At 65.1% G+C, this 21,298-nt stretch carries 17 protein-coding genes; 4 read left to right on the top strand and 13 right to left on the bottom strand.

All coding sequences use genetic code 11. The features are described from left to right. Position 1: 1 nt before the first annotated feature. Complete coding sequence (gene hpxZ / locus AC1RRT_RS11560) at positions 2 to 385, top strand: oxalurate catabolism protein HpxZ (protein WP_493013947.1); 384 nt, start codon at positions 2 to 4, stop codon at positions 383 to 385. Here hpxZ and AC1RRT_RS11555 read toward each other — a convergent pair. The 8 genes from AC1RRT_RS11555 to AC1RRT_RS11520 all read right to left on the bottom strand — a co-directional run bounded on the left by AC1RRT_RS11555 (position 382) and on the right by AC1RRT_RS11520 (position 14,945). Next, positions 382 to 1,266: a transglutaminase family protein gene (locus AC1RRT_RS11555; protein WP_493013946.1), complete on the bottom strand. Its 885-nt coding sequence runs from the start codon at positions 1,264 to 1,266 to the stop codon at positions 382 to 384. The two genes, hpxZ and AC1RRT_RS11555, sit on opposite strands and share 4 nt — an antisense overlap. Further along, complete coding sequence (locus tag AC1RRT_RS11550) at positions 1,266 to 3,851, bottom strand: circularly permuted type 2 ATP-grasp protein (protein WP_493013945.1); 2,586 nt, start codon at positions 3,849 to 3,851, stop codon at positions 1,266 to 1,268. The genes AC1RRT_RS11555 and AC1RRT_RS11550 overlap by 1 nt, the downstream gene beginning before the upstream one ends. A gap of 42 nt (positions 3,852 to 3,893) precedes the next feature. Further along, the gene (locus AC1RRT_RS11545; RefSeq protein WP_493013944.1) at positions 3,894 to 7,280 is read right to left on the bottom strand and encodes a transglutaminase family protein; all 3,387 of its coding nucleotides are present in this window, start codon (positions 7,278 to 7,280) and stop codon (positions 3,894 to 3,896) included. A gap of 161 nt (positions 7,281 to 7,441) precedes the next feature. Next, positions 7,442 to 9,031, bottom strand: a complete 1,590-nt coding sequence (locus tag AC1RRT_RS11540; protein WP_493013943.1) for a gamma-glutamyltransferase family protein — start codon at positions 9,029 to 9,031, stop codon at positions 7,442 to 7,444. A 55-nt stretch (positions 9,032 to 9,086) separates the two neighbouring features. Beyond that, positions 9,087 to 10,313: an amidohydrolase family protein gene (locus tag AC1RRT_RS11535; protein WP_493013942.1), complete on the bottom strand. Its 1,227-nt coding sequence runs from the start codon at positions 10,311 to 10,313 to the stop codon at positions 9,087 to 9,089. Further along, entirely contained in the window at positions 10,313 to 12,799 is a 2,487-nt protein-coding gene (locus tag AC1RRT_RS11530; protein WP_493013941.1) for a branched-chain amino acid ABC transporter ATP-binding protein/permease, read from the bottom strand. The genes AC1RRT_RS11535 and AC1RRT_RS11530 overlap by 1 nt, the downstream gene beginning before the upstream one ends. Positions 12,800 to 12,803: 4 nt before the next feature. Continuing rightward, positions 12,804 to 13,676: a branched-chain amino acid ABC transporter permease gene (locus AC1RRT_RS11525; RefSeq protein WP_493013940.1), complete on the bottom strand. Its 873-nt coding sequence runs from the start codon at positions 13,674 to 13,676 to the stop codon at positions 12,804 to 12,806. Between the two features lie 69 nt (positions 13,677 to 13,745). Further along, complete coding sequence (locus AC1RRT_RS11520) at positions 13,746 to 14,945, bottom strand: ABC transporter substrate-binding protein (protein ID WP_493013939.1); 1,200 nt, start codon at positions 14,943 to 14,945, stop codon at positions 13,746 to 13,748. 259 nt (positions 14,946 to 15,204) lie between these two features. Between AC1RRT_RS11520 and AC1RRT_RS11515 the strand changes: the two genes are divergently transcribed. Further along, the gene (locus tag AC1RRT_RS11515; RefSeq protein WP_493013938.1) at positions 15,205 to 15,636 is read left to right on the top strand and encodes a nuclear transport factor 2-like protein; all 432 of its coding nucleotides are present in this window, start codon (positions 15,205 to 15,207) and stop codon (positions 15,634 to 15,636) included. A gap of 1 nt (position 15,637) precedes the next feature. Here AC1RRT_RS11515 and AC1RRT_RS11510 read toward each other — a convergent pair whose 3' ends face one another. Both AC1RRT_RS11510 and AC1RRT_RS11505 read right to left on the bottom strand, forming a co-directional pair. After that, on the bottom strand, positions 15,638 to 16,324 hold the full coding sequence (locus tag AC1RRT_RS11510) for a GntR family transcriptional regulator (protein WP_493013937.1): 687 nt from the start codon (positions 16,322 to 16,324) through the stop codon (positions 15,638 to 15,640). 124 nt (positions 16,325 to 16,448) lie between these two features. After that, complete coding sequence (locus tag AC1RRT_RS11505; protein WP_493013936.1) at positions 16,449 to 16,946, bottom strand: GNAT family N-acetyltransferase; 498 nt, start codon at positions 16,944 to 16,946, stop codon at positions 16,449 to 16,451. Between the two features lie 79 nt (positions 16,947 to 17,025). On the opposite strand from AC1RRT_RS11505, the gene AC1RRT_RS11500 reads away from it, so the two are divergent. Beyond that, complete coding sequence (locus AC1RRT_RS11500) at positions 17,026 to 17,826, top strand: COG3650 family protein (RefSeq protein WP_493013935.1); 801 nt, start codon at positions 17,026 to 17,028, stop codon at positions 17,824 to 17,826. A 31-nt stretch (positions 17,827 to 17,857) separates the two neighbouring features. Continuing rightward, entirely contained in the window at positions 17,858 to 18,568 is a 711-nt protein-coding gene (locus AC1RRT_RS11495) for an RluA family pseudouridine synthase (protein ID WP_493013934.1), read from the top strand. Here the strand turns inward: AC1RRT_RS11495 and AC1RRT_RS11490 are convergent. From AC1RRT_RS11490 to AC1RRT_RS11480, 3 genes are read right to left on the bottom strand one after another with little or no spacing between them, the layout of a single operon-like run. Beyond that, positions 18,546 to 18,671 carry a DUF2474 family protein gene (locus tag AC1RRT_RS11490; protein WP_493013933.1) on the bottom strand — a complete coding sequence of 42 codons (126 nt, stop codon included), beginning with the start codon at positions 18,669 to 18,671 and terminating at the stop codon, positions 18,546 to 18,548. The two genes, AC1RRT_RS11495 and AC1RRT_RS11490, sit on opposite strands and share 23 nt — an antisense overlap. Then, entirely contained in the window at positions 18,655 to 19,662 is a 1,008-nt protein-coding gene (gene cydB / locus AC1RRT_RS11485; RefSeq protein WP_493013932.1) for a cytochrome d ubiquinol oxidase subunit II, read from the bottom strand. The genes AC1RRT_RS11490 and cydB overlap by 17 nt, the downstream gene beginning before the upstream one ends. Next, positions 19,659 to 21,092, bottom strand: a complete 1,434-nt coding sequence (locus AC1RRT_RS11480) for a cytochrome ubiquinol oxidase subunit I (protein ID WP_493013931.1) — start codon at positions 21,090 to 21,092, stop codon at positions 19,659 to 19,661. Before AC1RRT_RS11480 ends, cydB begins: the two co-directional genes overlap by 4 nt. Positions 21,093 to 21,298: the final 206 nt, after the last annotated feature.

Genomic DNA, 21,298 nt, shown 5'->3' with positions numbered 1-21,298 from the left:
CATGGACATCAATCTTCCCGACGTGGTGGCCGAAGTGACGGCCGCCTTCATGCGCTACGAAAAGGCGCTGACCGGCAATGACGTGGATGTGCTGGACGAGCTGTTCCTGAACAGCCCGCTGACCCTGCGCTACGGCGTGACCGAGAACCTGCACAGCTACGACGAGATCAAGGCCTTCCGCGCCGGCCGACCGTCGGCCGGCCTGCTGCGCGACATCTTCAACACCCGCATCACCACCTATGGCCGCGACTTCGCCACCGCGAATACCGAGTTCAAACGCGCGAACTCCACCAAGACCGGGCGACAGAGCCAGACCTGGATCCGCACGCCCGAGGGCTGGCGCGTGGTCAGCGCCCATGTGAGCTTATTGCAGGAACCGGCCTAGGCGAGCGGCACAAGCTCGACGGCCACACCGATGCGATGCGGGCCGCCGCCGAGCACCACACCCCGCACCGGACTGATATCGCCATAGTCGCGGCCGATGGCCGCCGTCACATGCTCGTCGGAGCAGATCAGGTTGTTGGTCGGATCGAGATCGATCCAACCATGCTCCGGCCCACACCAGACGCTGATCCAGGCATGGCTGGCATCGGCGCCGCGTAGACCCGAGCCTGGCGCATCTCCGGCCTTCAGCGTCCGGATATAGCCCGAGACATAACGCACGGCCAAACCCAGGCCGCGCAGCATGGCGATCTGCAGATGGGCGAAATCCTGGCAGACGCCGGCGCGCTTCTGCATCACCACGGCCACCGCCGTGAAGACATCCGTGGCGGCGGGATCGTAGCGGAAATCCTTGAAGATGCGTGCGGTGAGATCGGCGGCGGCGGCCAGGATCGGCCGGCCCGCCGTGAAGCTGGCCATAGCATAGATGATGGCGGCATCGCTGGGCTGGGCCAGCGGCGAGTCATGCACGAATTCGCTTTCCGGCACCGGATCGGGAAAACCATCGCCAGCCAGCGCGTCGCGCACGCTTTCCCAGGCCGGCGTCGCCTGCGGATCTGGCGCGCGCACCGGATCGACCTCGACCTCAGCCCGCAATTCGACATCGAAGCGGGTATGGGATTCAGCAATGGTGAGATGGGCGACGCGATTACCGAAATGATCAAGCTGCTCACGCAGCTGGTCGGCGTTCGGCGTGGTGGTGACATTGCAGCTTTTCACGCGCTGGCGCGGCAGATCGGGCAGCGCCAGATGCAGCATGTGATGCGAGATATCGACAGCCCAGGAATAGCTGTAGGAGGTGGTATGACGCAGGCGGTATTTCATCAGGAGCCGAACCCGAAGCTGCGCGCCACCTGCACATGGCTGAAATAGGTACGCGAGAGCTGATCCGATACATCCATCAGCGCATCGCAGGCCGCATCCAGGCTCCCGCGCAGGCGGGCAGCGAGCTGCATCATATCCTCGCGCGGAATCTCGTCACGGTCGAACAGCACCACCAGATCGGCGAACGGACGCGCCAGCGCCATGCAGTCGGCGCCGCGCGGCGGCGCATCGGGGTTGGGCAGCGCATCCAGATGCTGCGTCATGGCATGCAGCTGGAAGGCCAGCGCATGTGGATTGCTGACATCGAGCAGCAGCAGATCGAAGACGGCGGCGGCCTGCAGGGCGGCGCGGTAACGGCGACGGTAGGTCAGCGTGGAATCGCTGACCTCCAGCGCGATGCGGAAGGCGCTGTCGCTGCTCTGGCCCAGCACTGTCGTGGCGGCCGAGACGCTGCGGGTGATAAAGATGGCGCGTTCCAGCCGGCGGCCAAAATCGAGGAAGCGCCAACCGGAGCCGCGCGTCATGTGTTCCGACAGCATGCCGGCGATGGCGGCGGTGGCGCGGATCATCTGGTCGCAGAACTGCAGCATCGCATCGGCATCGCCGGTGGCTGTCGAACGGCTTTGCCGCAACTCGCCCAGCAGATGGTTGAACATGCGCCACATGTCGGCCGAGAAGCGATGGCGCGACACGGCGGCCAAGCGCTCGATGCCATCGAGGGTCTGGCCCATGAGCTGGCCGGATGTGCAGGCGCGCGTGATCGCACCCATGAACAACGCGCTGTCGGGCGGGGCCGCGGCGGCGCGCTGGTCGATCAGGCCGCAACGCGCGAGCGCGCGGGCCAGCACCGTCATTTCCACCAGGTCGCGGGCCGAGGCGAATTCACCGACCAGCCGCGACAGGACGGCACGCAGCAGGCGCGCGCCGTCATCTAGGCGCTCGACGCTGCGCCCAAGCCAGAAGAGATCGTCGGCGACGCGGCTCTGCAGCGTCCCTGACGAGCGCCGCAGGGTGAGCCGCTGCCGCGTGGCGCTGCCGCGGATGATGGTGGGCGACTGATCCTGTGCCACCACCCAGACATCCTTGTTGACGCCGCCGCGCTGTAGCGTGGCGCCAAAAGGATCGTTCTTTTCCGGCACGCGCGCCAAACCGCCTGGCATCACGACATAGCTGTCGCCATCGGCGACCACCTGCACGCGCAGCAGGATCGGCTGCGGCTCGAGCCCGCTTTCGCCCAGGCCCGGCGAGACCGACGGCACGATGCGTTCCTGCGCGACATAGTCAGCCGGGCGCGCGCGTACCTGCGCCAGCAGGCTCGTCTTCTCGGCATCGGTCAGCGCACTGACGGCGATCGGCTGATCCTGCAGACCATAGGCGCTGCGGATCACCAGGTTGTCGAAACGCGCCTCGACTTCCTTCAGCGCATAGGACTGCCCACACCACCAGGTGGCCACCGAAGGCAGCGCCAGCGAGGATTTCTGCAGGTGATCGGCGAGACTGGGCAGAAAGGCCTGCAGCGCCGGCGAGCCGCCAAGGCCGCTGCCGATAGCATTGCTCACCGAAATCTGGCCATCGCGCGAGGACTGCAGCAGGCCGACGACGCCCAGCGTGGAATCGGCGCGCAGTTCCAGCGGATCGCACCATTCGCCATCGAGCCGGCGCAGGATCACATCGACCTGCTCGAGGCCGGCCAGCGTCTTCATGTAGATGCGGCCGTCGCGCATGGTGAGGTCGGCGCCTTCGACCAGCGTCGCGCCCAGTTCGCGCGCGATATAGATATGCTCGAAATAGGCCTCGTTATACGGACCCGGCGTCAGCAGCACGACGCGCGGATTGTCGGCCTGCGAGGGCGAGCGCGCCGCCAGATCGGCCTGCCAATATTCGAAATAGGTGTTGAGGGCACGGACGCGGCACTGGCGCAGCGCGCCGCCGAGCAGGCGCGACATCACGCGACGATTCTGTAAGGCGTAGCCCGCGCCTGCAGGCGCTTGCGTGCGGTCGGCGATCACACGCCAGATGCCGTCAGGCCCGCGCACCAGTTCGGCGGCGTAATGCTGCAGCATGCGCCCCTGCGGTTCGCCATCGGTGCGGCGGGCGGCGCGCAGGAAATCGCGATGGCCATAGACCAGCGCCGGCGGAATGCGATGCTCGCGCAGCAGGGTCATCGGCCCGTAAAGATCGCGCAGCAGGTTATCCAGCAGATGGGCGCGCTGGATCAGGCCGGCCTCGATGCCGGACCATTCCTCGGCCGAGAGCAACACCGGCACCGGATCGAGACGCCAAGGCCGCTGCTCGGGCAGCGGCGGCGCAATCGCACCACCTGTGCTGTCGGGCAGTTCATAGAGATTGTAGGTGACGCCCTCGTCTTCCAGATACTGGCGCCCGCGCTCGGCGCGTTCGGCCAGGCCGGCCGGACCGAGTTCGCTCAAGGTGGCGAGCAGCGGCTGCCAGTGCGGGCGGATGATGCCCTGGCCGGTGACCATCTCGTCATAGGCATTGGTCAGACCGCCGGGCAGCGGCGCGGGCGCAGGTTCCTTGTCCGGCGCAGCCGGATCACGTAACGGGGCCTGCAGAGGCGAATTCATCAGCGTGTCGGCATTCGATGCGGTCGAATCGGGCGCCGAATATTACCCCGTTCGCAGGTCGAGGGTAAGCGGCTGTTCGCGCGAGGGCTGTGCCTGCGGGGCGGGCATCTGGCCCGGCGTATGGCCCATGCTGAAAAACCGGGCACGGCGACGCGCCTCGGCCTCGTTGGCGTTAACCGGGAAGGTGTCGTAACTGCGCCCGCCGGGATGCGCGACATGGTAGGTGCACCCGCCCAGCGAGCGGCCGTTCCAGCTGTCGAACAGGTCGAAGACCAGCGGGGTATGGACGCCAATGGAAGGATGCATGGCGCTGGGCGGCGCCCAGGCCTTGTAGCGGATGCCGGCAACATATTCGCCCGGCACGCCGGTGGCGCGCAGCGGCACGGCGCGGCCGTTGCAGGCGACCACATGGCGGCCGTCGACCAGGCCTTTCACCTTGATCTGCAGGCGTTCGAGCGAACTGTCGACATAGCGCGCCGTGCCACCCGCCGTCGCCTCCTCGCCCAGCACATGCCAGGGCTCGAGCGCATGGCGCAACTCTACTTCCAGACCGCGCGCCGCAATCTCGCCGATCTGCGGGAAGCGGAATTCGGCATGGGCGGCGAACCAGGCGGGATCGAAGTCGAGGCCGGCAGCTTTCAGGTCATCCAGTACATCGCCGAAATCCTGCAGGCAGAAATGAGGCAGCAGGAATTCGTCATGCAGACGCGTACCCCAGCGCACCGGCTTGCGCAGATACGGCCGCTCCCAGAAGGCGGCGAGCAGCCCGCGCAGCAACAGTTGCTGCGCCAGGCTCATGCGGACATCGGGCGGCATCTCAAAGGCGCGCAGCTCGACCAGGCCGAGGCGGCCAGTGGGACCATCAGGCGAATAGAGCTTGTCGATGCAGAGTTCGGTGCGATGCGTGTTGCCGGTGATATCGACCAGCACGTTGCGGAAGATGCGATCCACCAGCCAGGGTGGCGGCACATTGCCATGCTGCGCGACCTGATCAAAGGCGATCTGCAGGTTGACCAGCGCATCGTCGCGGCCTTCGTCGACGCGCGGATGCTGTGAGGTCGGACCTATAAATTGGCCGGAGAAGAGATAGGACAGCGAGGGATGGTTCTGCCAGTAGCCCACCATGCTGCGCAGCAGGTCGGGCCGGCGCAGGAAGGCGCTGTCATAGGGCTGGGCCGCGCCCATCACCACGTGGTTGCCGCCGCCGGTGCCGATATGGCGGCCATCCAGCATGAACTTCTCGGTGCCAAGCCGGGTCTGCCGCGCCTCTTCGTAAAGCACGGTCGTTTTCTCGGCCAGCTCGCGCCAGTTGCTGGAGGGATGAATATTGACCTCGATGACGCCGGGATCAGGCGTGACGCTGAAATGCATCAGCCTGGGATCGCGCGGCGGCGGATAGCCTTCGATCACCACCTTGCGTTTCAACTGCGCCGCCGTGTCCTCCACCGCCGTCAGCAGATCGAGATAGTCCTCGGCCAGATCGAAGGGCGGCATGAAGATATGCAGCAGGCCGCCGCGCGGCTCGATGCACATGGCCGTGCGCACCACACTGGGATCGGATTTCTGGTTCGGCGGCCGCACCGGCGGCGCATTCGGCGGAATGTCGGAGGTGATCGCCGGGCCGGCATCGCTGCCTGCAGCGCCGCGACCGACGAACCACGAGCGCCAACGCTGCAGAACGGTCGGCGCCGCTTCGGCCGTTGCGGGTGCTGCCGGATAGACCGGCTGGCGCGTCGGCAGCGGCGGGCGCTCGATCATGGTGTCGGGCAGGTGGTGGCCAGCGGCATCCTTCGCGGCGACCCAGGGCAGACTCTCCAGCGGCAGGCGCAGGCCCATCGGTGAATCGCCGGGCAGCAGATACATGGTCTGCGGGCGCAGGAACCACGGACCCGAGCGCCAGCGCCGGCCGGCGCCACTCCACTCGCGCGTCAGCGGCAGCGCATAGCCGACCACCTTGTCCAGCCCCTGTTCGAAGATGCGGCTGAGGCGAGCGCGCTCCTGCTCGTCCTTCAGATGCGATTTGAAGGGATCGACATTCACCGGCAGGCGGCGTTCGCGCCACAAGTAATACCAGACATCCTCGAAGCCGGCGATGCGATAGCCGGGATCAATCATCAGCTTGTCGGCCAGCGTGGCGGCGAAGATATCGGCGTCATGATTGGTCGCGCCATCACCTGCGTCTTCATCCGCCGCCAGCAGCGACTTGTCGCGCCAGACCGGCTCGCCATCCTTGCGCCAGTGACAGCTCAGCGCCCAGCGCGGCAGCTGCTCGCCCGGATACCATTTGCCCTGGCCGTAATGCAGCAGCGGCGACGCAGCAAAGCGGTCGGCCAGACGGCGCAGCAGCTTGCCGGCATATTCGCGCTTGGTCGGGCCAAGCGCCGCGATATTCCACTCCGCGCCTTCCATATCGTCGATGGCGACGAAAGTCGGCTCGCCGCCCATGGTCAGACGCACATTGCCGGCATCGAGCCGCGCATCGACGGCATCGCCCAGGGCCAGCATCCGCTCCCAGGCATCGTCGGAAATCGGCTTGGTGACGCGCGGCGTCTCGTGGAAGCGCATCACCTTCATGTCGTAGCCGAACTCGACCTCGGCCTTCTCGATCGCGCCGCTGATGGCGGCGGCTGATTGCGGCTCAGGCGTGGCGGCCAGCGGGATATGCCCCTCGCCCGCCATGAGGCCCGAGGTCGGATCGAAGCCGATCCAGCCCGCGCCGGGCAGATAGACCTCGACCCAGGCATGCAGATCGGTGAAATCGGCCGTCGGCCCTTCCGGGCCGTCGAGCGCCTTCACATCGGCGACGAGCTGGATGAGGTAGCCCGAGACGAAGCGCGCGGCGAAACCCAGATGCCGCAGGGCCTGCACCAGCAGCCAGGAGGTATCGCGGCAGGACCCGCTTTTCAGCTCCAGCGTCTGCTCAGCGGTCTGCACGCCGGGCTCGAGCCGGATGAGATACTTGATCTCGTTGGAAAGCCGCTGGTTGAGGCCGACGAGGAAATCGATGGTGCGCTTTTTTTCGCGCGGCACTTCGGCGAGCCAGGCGCTCAGGTGACGGCCGGGCGGATCGACGCGCTGGAACGGCGCCAGGTCTTCCTTCAGGTCCGGATCGTAGTCGAAGGGATAATGCTCGGCCTGCGGCTCAAGGAAGAAATCGAAAGGATTGATCACCGCCATGTCGGCAACCAGATCGACCGTCACCTCGAAATGATCGGTGCGCTCGGGGAAGACCAGCCGGGCGAGATAGTTGCCCTGCGGGTCCTGCTGCCAGTTGATGAAATGGTCCTTGGGCGAGACCTTGAGCGAATAGGACAGGATCGGCGTACGGCAATGCGGCGCCGGGCGCAGGCGGATCACCTGTGGCCCGAGACTGATCGGTTTGTCGTAACGATAGGTTGTGCGGTGGTGAAGCGCGACCTGGATACTCATACCGCAGCACTCATGACTGGCTTTCCCCGGGCGGTTTTATGCCAGACGATGCAATCGGTATGCCGCTCGCCTGTCCAGTGTAAAACGCTGGAACAGGCCCGGAGTTGCGCTTCCCGCCCCATACGCGGCGGATTTTTAGGCAGTGGCCCTAAAAACCGCCGTCAGAAACCGGCAGCCGCGCCATCGCTGCGTGGATCGGTGGCGCCTTCCAGCACACCATCCGCATGCCGAACGATGGCGCCGGCATGACCCATGGTGCCGGTGAAGTCTTCCAGCAGTTCCACATTATGACCGGCGGATTTCAGTGCCGCGACCAGCGCCGGATCGAAGCGGCTTTCCAGTTTCAGCGTCACGCTGTTCTCGCCCCAGGTCTTGCCCAGCAGCCAGCGCGGCGCGGTGATCGCCTGCTGAAGCCCCTGCCCGTACATCGCGTAGCGGCTGTAGATGGCGGCCTGGGTCTGCGGCTGGCCCTCACCGCCCATCGTGCCATAGACCATGGTGCGGCCATCGCTGAAGCGCGCCATGGCGGGATTGAGCGTGTGGAAGGGCATGCGGCCCGGCGCCAGCGCACGCGGGCCGGCATCGTTCAGCAGGAAACTGGAACCGCGGTTCTGCCAGTTGATGCCGGTTTCATCGAGCACACATCCGGACCCGAACTCAAAATAAATCGACTGAATGAAGCTGACCGACAGGCCATTGCCGTCGATCGCGCCCATCCAGGTGGTGTCGCCACTCGAGGCCGGCTGCGGCCAGGGCAGCGCGGTCTTGGGATCGATCTTCGCCGCCAATGTATCAAGCTGAGCGGCTTCGAGATATTTCTCCGGCTGTTCCGGCATGCTGTCGGGATCGCCCAGGATGCGGTCGCGAATGATGAAGGCCTGCTTGGTCGCTTCCACCAGCCCGTGCAGGTAAGCGAAGCCTTCAGCCTCGGTCACGCCCAGACGCTCGAACAGGGCGAGGATCATCAGCGATGAAAACCCTTGCGTCGGCGGCGGGAAGTTGAAGAGTTTGGCCGCCTTCAGGTCGACGCTGAGCGGTGCAAGGCGGCGAGCCTGATGCCTTGCCAGATCGTCGCCAGAGACCGGGCTGCCGATCTTCGCCAGATCGGCGGCGATCTGTTGCGCCAGCGCACCGCGATAGAAATCCTCCACACCCTGCGTGCCGATCTTTTTAATCGTGGCGCCGAGTGCCGGCAGCTTCATCACGCTGCGCTCGGCCGGCGGCTTGCCGTTGGGCAGGAAGCGCGCTGCAAAGCCCGGCTGGTCCTGCAACTCGGGCTGCTTGATACGGGTCAGGTCTTCCTGGCTCTGCGTCACCGCGAAGCCGTTCTCGGCATGCCAGACCGCATCGGCGACCAGACGCGACAGCGGCAGCTTACCGCCGTATTCGCTGCTGAGCTTGAGCGCCTCGCCCCAGCCGCTGACGGTGGCGGCGACCGTGTTGGCCGCCAGCGGCCCGCGCCAGGGAATGCTGCTCAGGCCCTTGCTCTTGTAAAGATCAGGCGTTGCCTTCGCCGCCGCGCGCCCGCAGGCCTCGATCGCCACCGGATCCTTGCCCGGCGCAGCCACCAGCCAGAAGCCGTCGCCGCCGATGCCGGTCATATGCGGATAGACCACCGTCAGGCAGGCAGCCATCGCCACCGTCGCCTCGATGGCATTGCCGCCTTCGCGCAAAACGGACAACCCGGCTTCGGCGGCCAGGTGATGCGGCGCGGTGACCATGCCCCGGCGGGCACGCGGTGTATTCAGCATCGAAAGAACCTTCGTGAAAGCGGTCTGCGATCCATGCAGCGCGCGTGCCTTGCCGTCAAGGCCGATGCAGCATGGCCTGCGGTCTTGTGAACACCCGGCGCCCGCGCTTCAGCCCAAACAGCGGCTGCGCCAACTCGGCCACCACGCGCGCCGGGCTGCCCGCATCCAGCACCACGACATCCGCGGGGTTGCCGACGGCGATGCCATAGTCCTTCAGGTTGAGCAGCTTTGCTGACTGTTCAGTGACCATGTCGAGACAGGCCGCCATTTCGGCGGGCCGGCCAAGCTGGGCGACATTGGCGTAGAGATTGGCGATGCGCACCAGCGAGCAGTCGCCGAACGGCGTGAAGGGATTGAGCACGTTGTTGGTCGAGAGCGAACAGGTGACACCCCAGCCACTGAGGCGATGCGCATGGGTGACGCCGCGCGGGATATTGTGGTCGTGGCTACGCCCCATCAGGAAAAGATCGGTCGCCGGCAGCACTGTGACGGCCACACCAGCATCTTTCAGGCGCTGCGCCACGGCCTGCAGTTGCGCCGGGGGCAGGGCGGAGAGCTTGGTGACATGGCCAATAGTGACACGCCCACCCATCTTATGCGCCGCCGTCTGGCGACAGACTTCATCGAGGCCCATTTTCGTGGGGTCGAGATCAAAATCGAGATGGAAGTCGATATCGGTGTCGAAGTCCCTGGCGATCTCGAAGATGCGGGCGATCTGGCCATCAGGATTGCTGTCTGTATAAGGACAGCCGCCGATCAGGTCGGCGCCATCCTGCATGGCCTGCACCAGCAGCGCGTCGGCGCCGGGATCGTTCAGCAGGCCTTCCTGCGGAAAGACGCAGATTTCCAGATCGATGGCCCAGGCATAGTCGGCCTTCAACCGCCGGATGGCCGTAAAGCTGCGCAGACCGATGCGCGGATCGATCTCGACATGCGTGCGCATGCGCGTGGTGCCCTGCAGGATCGCCTTTTCCAGCGTGGCCTTTGCCCGTGCATAGACATCGTCTTCGGTGAAGGCCTTTTTCGCGGCCGCCACCTCGGCGATGGCATCGGCCAGCGTGCCCTCGCTGCTGCAGCGCTCGAGAATGCAGGACTTGTCGAGATGCACATGGGTTTCGACGAAGCCCGGCACAGCAAGACGCCCACTGATATCTTCGACCGGGCCACCGCCCTTGAGACCAGTGTCTATCGCAGCGAAGCGCCCGTCCTTGATCCCAAGATCGACGGTGCCGCCGCGGCCGGCCAGTGCCGCATTGCGAATGATCAGGTCGAAACCGGGCATCAGTCCGCCGCCTGCTTCTCTTGGCCCAAGTACGCCGCTTCCAGCGCCTTGTCGCCGCGCAGGTCGTCGGCCGTACCCTCGCGCACGATGCGGCCGGATTCCAGCACATAGCCGCGATCGGCCACCGCCAGCGCCAGCACCGCCATCTGGTCGACCAGCAGCAGAGTGACGCCCTCGTCGCGCAGATCGGCCAGCACCGAGAACACCTCGTTGATGATAGTGGGCGCGAGACCGAGCGACGGCTCATCCAACATCATCACCTTCGGCTTTGCGATCATGCCGCGCGCAATCGCCAGCATCTGCTGCTCGCCGCCGGACAGGAGGCCTGCACGGCTGTGCAGGCGTTCGCGCAGGCGTGGGAAGCGATCCAGCAGCGCCGCGACCTCCTCTTCGGCCTTCAGGTCCGTCCGGGTATAGGCGCCGAGCAGCAGGTTATCCTTCACGCTGAGCTCGGGGAAAACCTGCCGGCCTTCGGGCACCAGCACCAGGCCCTGTGCAGCGATCTGATGCGCCGGCTGCTGGCGCAGTTCAGTGTCGCTAAGCAGCACCGAGCCCTCGATAGGCCGCAGCAGACCGCTGACCGACCGCATCGCCGAGGACTTGCCGGCGCCGTTGGCGCCGAGCAGCGCCACCGTCTCGCCCTGCCGCACAGTGATGTTGCACTGCTCCAGCACCGGTGCCGCGCCATAGCCAGCCGTGAGGTTGACGGTGGCCAGCAACGCATCGGCGGTGCCCGCCCAGGGCGTGGCGCGCGGCCGGCCGCTCATCTCAGAGCCGCCGAGATAGGCCTTGATCACTTTTGGGTTCTGGCGGATTTCGGCTGGGGTGCCGGCGGCAATCGGCGTGCCGGCATCCAACACCACGATATGATCCGAGATGCCCATCACCAGCGCCATGTCATGCTCGACCAGGATGACGGCGATGCCGAGATCGGCGATGCGGCGCAGCAGGAGGCTCAAGGAGTCCTTGTCGCCGCGCATCAGCCCGGCCGCCGGTTCATCCAGCAGCAGCACCCGCGGCCGCGTCGCCAGCGCGCGTGCAATCTCGACCAGACGACGATCCACATGGGGCAGCGCGCCGGCCAGCCGCATGACAGGCCCGGTATAGCCGACGAAGTGCAACAACGCCTCGGCGACAGCGGCTTCTTCTTCGGTATTGCTGCGTCCAAGCAGCAGGCCGAGACGGCCCTGACGCAGAGCGATGCGGATATTGTCGACCACGCTGAGATCGCCGAAGAGCTGCGTAGTCTGGTAGGTGCGCGCGATGCCGGCGCGGCTGACCGCCCAGGCCGGACGACCGGCTATATCGTCTTCCAGACGGATGCTGCCATGGTCCGGACGATAGAAGCCGCCGATCATGTTGAGCACGGTGGTCTTGCCCGCACCATTCGGGCCGATCACCGCCGTCACCCTGCCGGGCTCGGCGGCGAAGCCGACGCCATGGGCCGCACGGATGCCACCGAAGCTGATCCCGAGACCTTCGACCACCAGCGACAGCGCCGAGTGCGGCTTCAACCATTTGGCCAGATCGATACCGTCATTCTGCGCGGTGCGCGGGTCCTCGCGGCGGAAACGCGCCGCCAGGCTGCCGAGGATGCCCTTGGGCGCGGCCCAGAGCACCGCCAGCAGCAGCACGCCGAAGAACAGCAGGCGGTATTCAGCCAGATCGGACAGCAGTTCGGGCAAGCCGACCGCGATGATCGCGCCGAGCAGCGGGCCGAAGACCGAGCCGGCGCCCCCGATGATCACGGCGAGCAGGAACAGGATCGACTGGAAGAAGGGAAAGGAACTCGGCGCGATGAACATCATCAGCGGCGAGAACAGCGCGCCGGCCAAGCTGGTCAGCACGGCCGACAGCGTGAAGGCCGTCACCTTGATGGTGACCGGATTGAGGCCGAGCGACTGCGCCGCCACCTCGGCATCGCGCACCGCCCGCATCCCCAGGCCCCAATGGCTGACGCTGAGGCGGTGATAGAGCGCAAAGGAGAAACCGGCGAGCAGCACGGCGAGGATCGCCATTTCGCGTTCTCCAAACGAGATGCCGCCGAGTGTCGGCGGCAGGATTCCCATCAGGCCGTTGGAACCGCCGGTGAGGCCGCGCCATTCGACCGCGCCATGCTCGATGATGAAGGCAAAGGCGATGGTGACCATCGCCAGATACGGCCCTTTCACGCGCAAGGCCGGCAGCGCCAGCAGGAAACCGACGACGGCGCCGATCAGGCCCGCCACCGGAAAGGCGAGCCAGAAGCTGATGCCGTTCAGGCTCATCACCGCCGTGGTATAGGCGCCGATGGCATAGAAGCCGACATGGCCGAGCGAAACCTGCCCGGTGAGACCGAGCAGGATGTTGAGGCCGACGCCGACCACGCCGGTCATCGCCACCAGCGCCAGGATGAACAGCATGTAGCCTTTGGTGCTGCCGGCAATCAGGATGCCGAACAGCGTAATGAGAAGGATGGCAATGGGGATGATGGGTTTCTGTCGCATCGCCTCAGACCTTCTTCACACCAGCGCGGCCAAGCAGGCCGTTGGGCAGCAGCGCGAGCGCGACGATGACGATGGCGAAGCTCAGGATTTGCGTATAGACCGAGCCGAGCGAGACGGTAATGGTGGCTTCCATCAGGCCGAAGATCAGCCCGGCCAGCATGACGCCCCAGGCTGAGGTCATGCCGCCGAGGATGGCGACGGCAAAGGCCTTGATGCCGAACAGCGTGCCCATGTCGGAATGCACGGCATAGAGCGGGGCAATCAGTAGCCCGGCGATGGCGGCAAACAGCGCCGAGACGGCAAACGAGCCGGCGACGGCGGCGCGGGTGTTGATACCCATCAGACGGGCGGCATCGGCATTCTGCACCACGGCGAGCAGCGCCTTGCCATGCTTGGTGCGGCGCATCAGTTGCTGCAGGCCGACAGCAATGGCCAGACCGACCACCGGGATCACAAGCTGCAGCGGATAGACGCCGGCGCCAAAGAGATCGACCGGTTTCACTGCCAGCTCGGACGGGAAGCTGCGGGGCTCCTTGCCAAAGGTGAAGAGCACGACATTGTCGAGGATGATGCCGCCGGCGACTGTCGCCATCAGCCAGGCATTGGAGCCGCGATCGGCAAAGGGCCGCACCAGGAAGCGTTCGACCACCAGGCCGGCGATGGCGCAGAGCAGCAGGCTGAGCGCGATGGCGAGCGGTATCGGCAGGCCATAGCGCACGCCGAAGATATAGCCGAGCACGGCGCCGAGCATGACGATGCTGCCCTGGCTGAAATTCACCGTGTTGGAAACCGTATAAGTAACGTGATAGCCCAGCGCGATCAGGCCGTACATGGAGCCGAGGCCGAGGCCGGAAATGATGGCGGACGTGACAAGCATGGCGGTTGATCCCGCTCTGGAAAGCAAAAAGAAGCCGGGCCGGTCCTTACGAACCAGCCCGGCGCGCGATCAGTTGGTGAGCGGCAGGATTTCCGGACCGACGAACTGGGTGAAGATGTAGTCCTTCGGGCCCAGCGCATCCTGGTTGTCCGACGAGAAGGGCTTGAAGTAGCTCTTGATCAGGCCGTCATACTTGTCGATGGCGTAGAAGCCGTGGCGCACCTTCGGGCCTTCGGTGCTGCCGGCCTTGGTGATCGCCAGCGCCGTCAGATGCAGGGCATCATAGGCATTGGCGATGCCGACCGCCGGGGTCACATCGGCCGTGGTCTTGATTTCGGGGAACTTGGCCTTCAGCGCGGCGAAGACCTGCTCGCCCTTGGGCGAGAGCTTGCCCGAGAAGCTGTAGGTCTGGATGAAATGCACCTTCGAGGCGCTGGCGCCGGCCAGTTCGTTGAAGCGGCCGCCGGCCGGACCCCAATGCGAGACGATCGGCACATTCCAGCCCATGCGGTCGAGCGACTTCACCACCACCGAGGACGGCGCGACATTGCCAACCATGAACAGCGTGTCGGCACCGGCCGCCTTCAGACGGGTGAGCTGCGGCACGACATCGACATCAGGGTCGTTGAACTTCTCGATGCCGGCATATTTCATGCCCTTGCCGTCGAGCGCCTTCTTCAGGCCGGCCTCGTTGGACTCGCCCCAGGAGTTGTTGATCAGGATCATGCCGGGCGTCTTGGACTTGTATTTGGCCACCGCGTAGTCGACCAGCGCCTGGTCGACGATCTCGTCGACGGCGGAAACGCGGAAGGCGTAATTCTCGGCCGCGCCGTTGCGGGTGATCGGCGTGCCGGCCGCCCAGACGCCCATGAAGGGCACCTTCTCGGAATTCATGTAGGGCACGATGGCCATCGAGACCGGCGTGTCGAGACCGCCGAACAGCACGGCGACCTTCTCACGCTGCACCAGTTCGCGCGCCGCCAGCACGCCCTTGCCCGGATTGCTTTCGTCGTCACGACGCACCAGCTCCAGCTTCTTGCCCAGCACGCCGCCCTTGGCATTGATCTCGTCGATGGCGATGACGAGGCCGCGGGTGATTGCCTCACCCGACTTGGCCGACTGGCCCGAGAGCGCGGCGACCAGGCCGATCTTGATGCTGTCCTGCGCACGCGCCGGCGCGGCGGCGGTCATGGCCAGCAGTGCAAAGGCGGTGGCGGAGGACAGCGCCACACGGCGGGTGATCGTCATGGAGCGGAGTGAAGCGGACATGAGGGGAGCCTCCCGGGCTGATTGATCCGCGGAGGAGTTCGCAAGGCACATGCCAAGAATCAAAGCTTTGATTCTTAACGATAATTATATTGCTCTGGCTGGCCCTGCCCAAATTGTATCCAACGGCCTGCGGCTGCGGTGCAAATTGTATGCAATTTGTGGCGACAATCCTCGCGCAAGCGTGATTTGGCTGCGATTTTGGCCCGGCACCGCTCTTGCTAGAGGTGAGCCAGTCCGTTGTCTTTCAGGAGCGCCGTCCATGACTGCCCAGCCCGCCGCCGTCAGCAATGCCTTCGAGGGCCTGTCCGGCGAAGCCGAAACCGTCCGCCTGTTTCTCGAGGCCAGCATGGTCCCCGACCCGGACACGGCGCAGCGCTACATCTCGCCCGAGCTGGTGATCACCTTCACCGGCGGCCGCAAATACAGCCATCCGCGCGAGACCGCCGCCTTCAATGCCAAACGCTACAAATGGGTGAAGAAGGCGATGGAGCGTTTCGATGTCGCCGCCGGCAAGGACGAGACCATCGTCTATAGCATCGGTACGTTGTACGGCGAATGGCATGACGGCACGCCGTTTGAAGGCAACCGCTATGTCGACCGCTTCGTGGTGCGGCAGGGCAAGATCGTGAAGATGGATGTCTGGAACGATTCCGCCGAGCGGCTGCTGATCCGCAACAACCTCGATCTCTGATTCAGAGCTGATCCAGCCCGTGATGCTCGACCAGATCGAGCAGCAGCCGGGCGGCGCGCTGGCGATGGGCGCGATGCAGGCGATGCGCGGTTTCAGCGTCGCGGCGACGGATCGCCGCCACCACGGCGGCATGCTCGTCATTCGACAATGACGGCGTGGGCCGCAGCCGCAGCGTCACCATGCGGGCGCGGTGCGACTGGTCGCGGATAGCTTCGAACATTGCCAGCAGGCGCTGGTTGCCGGCCATCTCGACCAGCCGGCGATGATAGCGCGTATCGCCTGCCGCCCAGCCCTGCAGATCGTCGCCCTGCAGTGCCGTTGTCATCTCGACCAGCAGGCCATCGAGTTCCGCAGCTTCGGCGGCCGTGAGGCCGCGCCGCGCCAGGATGTCGACGGCGGTGGATTCAAGACCGGTGAGCAGATCATAGATTTCGCGCAGGTCTGCAATCGAGATCGGCAGCACGCGCATGCCATGGCGCGGCCGCACCTCAACCATGCCCTCCTGCGCCAGCCTGATCAGCGCCTCGCGCACCGGCGTGCGGCTCATGCCGAGCAGCAGCGCGATCTCCTGCTCCAGCGCCTGGGTGCCGGGCGGCAATTCATTGTCGAGAATGCGGCGCTTGAGTTCGTCATAGGCCCGTCTCGTCTGAGATGGGCGGGCGGCAGCCGGCATACGCATGGTCTGCATAAGTGATTCCCCCGTGACGCGCTGGCCCTTTTGTGGGACTCATCTGCTGCGTCTGGGGAAGCATAGTCCGAAGCCGTGCCGTCGGGCCGCTAATTTTTTGTAAACCGGCAGAGTCCCGCCCTTTTCAGGGTCGGCTCATATACAGCACGGGCAGGTCCTGGTTGCCGGCCGGCATGCTGCCGCGCGCCTCGGCCCGGTAGCCCAGCTTTTCATACAACGGCACGGCATTGATGTTGGCGCGCACGTAAAGCCGCGGATAGCCGGCCATGGCGGCGGCCTGTTCAGCCGCCCGCACCAGCGCGGAAGCCAATCCGCGCCGGGCCATGTCTGGATGGACGAAGACCTTGCGGATACGCGCCGTCATCGGACGATCCTCCATGGCCAGCCAGCCGGCGGTGCCGACCAAGCGCCCGGATATGTCTTCGCGCGCCAGGACCAGGTGCGAGCGCGCGACATCCTCGGCATAGGCCGGCGCCGCGATGAGATCTTCATGGGCCGCGATCTGCAGCGGCGTGTGATGGCCGGCCGCCAGCAGGCGGAAGGCCAGGGTATGCAGGGCGCGCACATCGGCCATATCGGCAGCCGTGCAGGCGGACAGGGAAAGGCCAGCGGGGAGCATCATGGAACCAGAAGCTAGAAAACCGCGTTTTATTCAGCAAGGCCGCCGCATTGCGGCCACCATTCTTTGTCTGGATGCCTGCATGAAACATGCAAGTCTCGCCCTTGGCATGACACTTCTGTTGCTGGCTGGCTGCGGCGGACGCACATCGTCAACTGGCGATATCGTGCTGACCCGCCAAAGTCGCGAGTCACAGGACTGGGGCCGCATGCTGCCCGAGATGTACGGCGGCGTCATGGCCTGCCTGGCCGCGCATCCAGCGCAGCCGGCTTACGCGACCGATGCGGTGCCGCAGACTCAAGGCATGATCCTGGTGCGCATGAAAGGCGCCGACAACAGCCGCTATGAATGCAGCACCGGCAGCGGCGGCAGCCCGGCCCCGAAACTAGCTACGACCGGAGCACAGCGCGTGGCCGGACCGGCTTTCACGCCGGCATCGATGGCAGAACCCTTCATGCGCTGCGGCACGCCGCAGCCGGTGCAGACCGGCACCGGCCATCTGCTCGGCTGGCTCACCTATTTCACGCCGGACTGTCCGCCCGAGGGTGCGGCCGCCGACAGCGGCTGGCGCGCTTTCGGCAATGAGCCGTACTGGAACCTGCGGATCGAAGGCGAGGATGTCGTCTTCGACCGCCTGGGCGAAGTGCCGCAGCGCTATGGCGTGAAAGCCCCTTCGGTAACAGGCAACCGTCAGATCTGGACGCTCGATCCACCGGCTGGCGGCGAAACCACCGGCAGGCTGGAACTGACCATCACGGAAACCGCCTGCAGCGACAGCATGGCAACGCGGCGCTATCCCTACAGCGCGCAGGTGACCCATCAGGGCCGCAGCTATCGCGGCTGCGCCGAGAAGAGTGCCGCAATCCCGTCATCGGGGTCTTGACCGGGGACCCTATCTGCGTCACCCCTCGGGCATGACGCCTGCCGAGCTTGAACGACGCCTGCTCTATCGCGACGGCCTGATGCTGGTGCTGGACAAGCCCGCCGGCCTGCCGGTGCATGCAGGCCCCGGCGGCGGCGACAACCTGGAGCGCCATTTCCATCATCTGCAGTTCGGCCTGCCCCGCCCGCCAGCGCTGGCGCACCGGCTGGACCGCGACACATCCGGTTGTCTGGTGCTGGGCCGCCATCCCAAGGCGCTGCGCAAGCTGGGCAAGCTGTTCCAGGACGGCAAGGTCGAGAAGATCTACTGGGCGATTGCCCGCGGCGTACCGCAGCAACCCGAAGGCCGCATCGATGCGAGTTTACGCAAGCTGAGCACGCGCGACGGTGGCTGGCATATGGCCATCGTGCCCGCCGACGATCCACAAGGACAGACATCCGTCACCGATTACAGATTGCTGGGCACATCGACCGATGGCCTGAGCTGGATTGAATGCCGCCCGCGTACCGGCCGCACCCATCAGATCCGTGTGCATCTCGCATCTTTAGGCTGCGCGCTGGTGGGCGACACGCAATACGGCGATGCCGAGAAGGACCGCGGCATCACGCTGCATCTGCAGAGCCATGGCATCGTGCTGCCGCTTTATCCCTCGCGCGATCCCATCAGTGTCAGCGCCGAGCCGCCGCCCCATATGCTGGCGGCGCTCAAAGCCTGCGGCTTCACGCCTTCAGCGCCAGCTTGATCGCGTAACCCACGGCGGCGACGCTCAGCACGCCCCCGGCCCACAGCGCCACGAACCACAGCAGACGCTGCCAGAGCGGTTTCTGTTCAGTGGTAATGGGCATGACGATCCACCTTGCCGCGGAAGACCCAGTAGGCATAGGCCGTGTAGGCCAGGATGATCGGCAGCAGGATGACGGCACCGACCAACAGGAAGCCGAGCGAGACATCAGGTGCGGCCGCGTCATAGAAAGTGACCGATGGTGGCACCATCAGCGGCCAGAAGCTGATGCCCAGACCGATATAGGACAGCACGAACAGCGCCAGCGCCGCCAGGAAAGGTGTCTTCTCGCGGCGATGGTCATGCAGGCCGCGCCACAGGATGCCAGACATCACCAAAACCAGGATCGGCATCGGCGCAGTGATGGCGATGTTGGGCCAGGTGAACCAGCGCTGCAGGAAATGCGCGTCCAGGAAGGGCGTCCAGAGGCTGACCAGGCCGATCATCGCCACCAGCAGCACGCTGAGGCGACGGCCGAACAGATAGCAGCGGTCCTGCAGGCCACCTTCGGTCTTGATGATCAGCCAGCAGGCACCGAGCAGCATGTAGCCGATCACCAGCGACAGTCCGGTGAGCAGGCTGAAGGGCGTGAGCCAGTCCCACCAACCGCCGGCATAGGCACGGCCTTCGACCTTGATGCCCTGAATCAGGCCACCAAGGGCAATGCCTTGCATAAACGTCGCCACGTAGGAGCCGAGTGTGAAGCTCCAATCCCAGACCGGCTTCCAGCGCAGCGTGCGCCAGCGGAACTCAAATGCCACGCCGCGGAAGATCAGGCCGAGCAGCATGGCAGTGAGCGGTGCATAGAGCGCGGGCAGGATCAGCGAATAGGCGAGCGGAAACGCCGCCAGCAAGCCACCGCCGCCCAGCACCAGCCAGGTCTCGTTGCCATCCCAGACCGGCGCGACAGAATTCATCATCACATCGCGGTCAGACTCGTCCTTGAACAGCGGAAAGAGCATGCCAATGCCGAGATCAAAGCCGTCCAGGATCACATAGGCCAGCACCGAGAAGGCGATCAGCCCGGCCCAGATCAGCGGAAGATCGAGGGTCATGACACAGCTCCCTTGCCTGTCGCGGTTCCCTGCATGGCAGGGCCTGGCATGATGCCGGCAGTGCGCAGGGGCGCTTCCACGGCGGGGTCGTCAGGATGGCCGGCGCCCGGCGTCTTGCCCATCATGCGCAGGATGTAGAAGGTGCCGGCGCCGAAGACGATGAAATACACCACAATGAAGGCGATCAGCGAGGTGGCGACCCCTGGCATACCGATGGGCGATACGCTTTCGGCCGTGCGCAACAGACCGTAGATCGTATAGGGCTGGCGCCCGACCTCTGTCGTGATCCAGCCGGCCAGCACAGCGATGAAGCCGCTCGGCCCCATCAGCAGTGCCGCGCGATGCAACAGCGGCGTGCGGTAGATACGGCCGCCAATGCGCAGCACCAAACTCGCCGCACCGATCAGCAGCATCAGCATGCCGAGACCAACCATGACGCGGAAGCTCCAGAACACCACCGGCGCCGGCGGCCATTCCTCGCGCGGGAAGGCCTTCAGGCCCTTCAGCTCGCCATCCCATTCATGAGTCAGGATCAGGCTGCCAAGCCTGGGAATGCCGATGGCGTATTTGGTTTCGGCCGCGTCATTGTCCGGCAGGCCGAACAGATAGAGCGGCGCACCCCTGTGAGTCTCGTAATGACCCTCCATGGCGGCGATCTTGGCCGGCTGGTGCTTCAGGGTGTTCAGTCCATGGAGATCGCCGACGAAAATCTGGATCGGCGCGACAACGACGGCCATCCACATAGCCATCGAGAACATGACGCGCGCGCCCGGATTGCTGTTGGCATTGGCCTTGCTTTTCAGCAGATGCCAAGCGCCGACCGCACCGACAACGAAAGCAGTGGTGAGATAGGCCGCCAGCACCATATGCACCAGGCGATAGGGGAAGGACGGGTTGAAGATCACCGCGAACCAGTCCGCCGGCACGAACTGGCCGTTCGGCGCGATGGCATAGCCGGCCGGCGTCTGCATCCAGCTGTTCACCGCCAGAATCCAGAAAGCCGAAAGGAAAGTGCCGAAAGCCACCATGGCGGTGGCGGCCATGTGCAGGCCCCTGCCCACACGGTTCATGCCGAACAGCATGACGCCGAGGAAACCGGCTTCGAGGAAGAAAGCAGACATCACCTCGTAGCCCATGAGCGGCCCGATGACGGGGCCCGCCCTGTCGGAGAAGACCGCCCAGTTGGTGCCGAACTGGTAGCTCATCACCAGACCGGAAACGACACCCATGCCGAAGCTGACGGCGAAAATCTTCAGCCAGAAGCGGAAGACCGTCAGGTAGACGTCCTTCCTGGTGACCAGCCACAGCGCTTCCAGCACGGCGAGATAACTCGCCAGCCCGATGGTGAAGGCGGGGAAGATGATGTGGAAGGAAACCGTGAACGCGAATTGCAGTCGCGCCAGGAAGACGGGGTCAAGCAAGGCTTGCATCGGCAGTTCCTCCACGGGCTGCACCCGGAAAGATGGTATGTCCATTTTGGACAGCCACAAGACAAATCTGCCGCGCCCCGTTTGGTCAATCCGATGCTGCAGGCGCGAATTGCCGCATTGGGGCAACCCGCCGCATGGGCTTTGTGTGTGAATCATGCAACCCTTGCATCCTTTGCAACGTTCAAGTCGGTTGCAAATCGTTATAT

It is taken from the genome of Ferrovibrio sp. GW821-FHT12B10, assembly GCF_058807515.1.
The sequence above is the reverse complement of the archived record's forward strand: the minus strand, read 5'-3'. Positions and strand labels throughout refer to the sequence as shown.